Here is a 3022-nt window from a genome sequence, read left to right on the forward strand (position 1 = left end):
GACGCGCATGGGCCACGTAGTTCCGGAATGGTATTGGCGCAGGAAGCTCTTCCCCTCTTCCCAGAAGATGCATCCGCACCTCTTCCAGCAGGAGCTCCAACGATACGTGATCCGTCGTCAGGTGGTGGATCAGCATCAGCAACAACCAGCGCTTCTGCCCGGCATCGTACGCGATGTGGAGCCGCAGCAGCGGAGCCTGTCGCAGATCGATCCGGCTGTGGCGAAGATCGAACCGCGCGTACAGTTGTTCAGCCGCATCGCCCTCACCCTCCAGCTCTACCTCTTCGATCGGCAGGATCACACGACGCAGCACCACCTGCACCGGTTCCGGTAAACCCTCCCAGAAGATCGCAGTGCGCAAAACGTCGTGACGATCCACCACTGCCTGCATCGCCCTCAGATAGCCATCCAAACGCTCCCGGCTATCAAAGGCCATCAGACCCGAGGACAGATATGGATCACCCTGGTCGGCCATCAGGTAGTGGAAGAAGATCCCCTCCTGCAAAGGCGCCAACGGATAGATATCCTGCACGTTTCCTGCTCCACCCGGAACCTGGGCTATGATCGCTGCAATCTGCTCCGCGTTCAACGTCACCAGCGGAAGCATCGACGGCGTGATCACCGAAGGAGTCGACCACCATTGATCGACGTCCCTACCTAACAGATCCAGTAAAGTCGACTTGTGAAGACGCACGAACTCTTTGAGACCAAGATCTAATACTTCACGGCTACCACGTATAAAAAGATCCGAGTTGAACTTCTTAAGCTCGACTCCTCGTTTATCAAGCTCTACAAGTAACTGATCAAATGTCATATGCTCATCTCGATTTGATCGGTGGAGATGTTTCTGTTATCCACTGACATTGGAATCAGGCTGGGGGGAACCTCCACCCGGGGCAAGGCATCCGCAATCGACGCGGCAAGGTCCCTTACCGTGGGTGTCTGAAAGAGGTTGCGGATATCGAGTTCGACTCCGTGATTGCGTAGCAGGCTGAGCAGCTTCACCATCAACAGGGAATGCCCACCGAGCTCGAAGAAGTTTTCATGCCGCCCGACCTGTTCCAGATCCAGCACCTCGGCGAAGGCCTGCGCCAGCAGCGTCTCCATCTCCCCAACCGGGATCTCGTAGCCTGCCGACTTATAGGCTTCGAGCTCCGGCGCGGGCAGCGCCTTGCGGTCCAGTTTGCCGTTCGGCGTCAGCGGCATCTCGTCCAGTCGCACATACGCGGCTGGCACCATATACTCCGGAAGCCGCTGCTGCAGATGAGAACGCAAATCCTCCGCAGCGCCTTCGTCCGACCCCACGTAGTACGCGACCAGCCGTTTGTCCCCTGGCTCGTCTTCCCGCGCCAAGACCACGGCTTCGCGGATCTCCGGACGTTCCAACAGATGTGTCTCGATCTCGCCCAGCTCGATGCGGAAGCCGCGGATCTTCACCTGGTCATCGTTCCGCCCAAGGAACTCGATCGTCCCATCAGGATGCCAGCGGCCCAGATCGCCCGTGCGATACATCCGTTCTGTTCCCTCCACAAAGGGGTTCCGGACAAAACGCTCAGCCGTCAGATCGGGACGGTTCAGATACCCGCGCGCAACTCCCGCGCCGCCAATGTAAATCTCCCCAGGAACACCAATCGCAACAGGCTCACGAGCACCGTCCAGAATGTAAATCTGCGTGTTCCCAATCGGTCGACCAATGGAAGACAGATTGGCTCTGTTGAAGACCGGTCCGGCTACTGAAGCAGTGATCGTAACTTCGGTTGGCCCGTAGGCATTGAGTAGCTGCACATGACGTGGTTTATCCAGCCATTGCCGTAATGCCGGAACCGACACTTCTTCCCCGCCGATAACTATCAACCGTACTGCATTTGGAATGACGACATCTGGAGCGGAAACGAATTGACTCCAGAATCGAGCGGGAAGCTCCAGCACTGTGATCTCTGCACTTCGACATAAATCCCAAAACAAATTGGGGTCGATCAATTGATCTTTAATACTCAAAACGAGAGCAGCTCCAACTATTAATGGAGGAAATATTTCCTCGGCAGCGGTATCAAAACTGAGCGATGCAAACTGAAGAAGACGATCGCGAGGCTCGAGATGGCAGTACTGCTGGGCATTGTGAATGCAATTGACGAGATTCCGATGTTCGACCATGACGCCTTTTGGGGTCCCTGTGGAGCCGGAGGTATAGATCACGTAGGCGAGGTGCACGGGGCTGAGGCCCAGCTTCGCGCGACCAGGATTCTCTTCCGGATACACTTGCCAGGGCGCGACGTCCTGATCGAGCAGCAGCATCGGTATCGCGGAGTGATCTCTGGGCTCGAGCACATCCGCAAGGTGACTCTGCGTCAGCAGCGCCACGGGTAGCGCGTCCTTCAGCATGAAGCGGAGGCGCTCGGCCGGGTAGGCGGGATCGAGTGGCACATAGCCGGCGCCAGACTTCAGGATCGCCAGCAGGCCCGTAATCATCGCGAAGCCGCGCTCCACACATAAACCTACCCGATCGTCCGGCTTCACCCCAAGCCCACGCAGATAGTGCGCCAGGCGGTTGGCCAGGCGGTTCAACTCCGCATAGCTCAGCGACTCCCCTTCGAAGATCAGCGCCGTCGACTCCGGCGCGCGGCGGACCTGCTCCTCAAACAGCTCATGCAGACACCGATCGCGAGGAATTGCCATCTCCGTCTCGTTCCACGTGTAGAGAACGCGCTGGCGTTCCGGCTCGGGCAGCACGGCCAGTTTTTGCAATGGGGTATCCGGAGCGGTCTCGAGCGCCGTGACCAGGGATTCGAGCGCCGTCTGCATGAACGCACAGATTCGCTCCGCCCCCACGGAGTCCAGCGTCTGCGTGGTCAGCCAGAAGCCGTCTCCCAGGTCATCGATCGAGAGTTCAAAGGGGTAGTTGGTGCGTTCTTCGAATCGAAGCCGGGTCATGCCCTGTAAAGCTTTCTGCGAAGATGCCGGCCCACCTTCCCGGCTGTGGCGATAGTTCAGCAGCGAGGAGAACAGCGGCGCGGGCGCGGGA

The 3022-nt window shown here is 58.3% G+C and carries 2 protein-coding genes; both read right to left on the reverse strand.

Going from position 1 to position 3022, the window contains the following annotated elements:
- Positions 1–814 (reverse strand): condensation domain-containing protein (locus tag GSQ94_RS06560; RefSeq protein ID WP_158942726.1); only part of this gene is annotated, 814 nt, incomplete at its 3' end.
- The coding region (locus GSQ94_RS06565) for an amino acid adenylation domain-containing protein (protein WP_216843028.1) at positions 811–3022 on the reverse strand (2212 nt) is incomplete at its 5' end. The genes GSQ94_RS06560 and GSQ94_RS06565, both read right to left, overlap by 4 nt.

The organism is Granulicella sp. S190, from assembly GCF_009766095.1.
Classification (GTDB): Bacteria; Acidobacteriota; Terriglobia; order Terriglobales; family Acidobacteriaceae; genus Edaphobacter.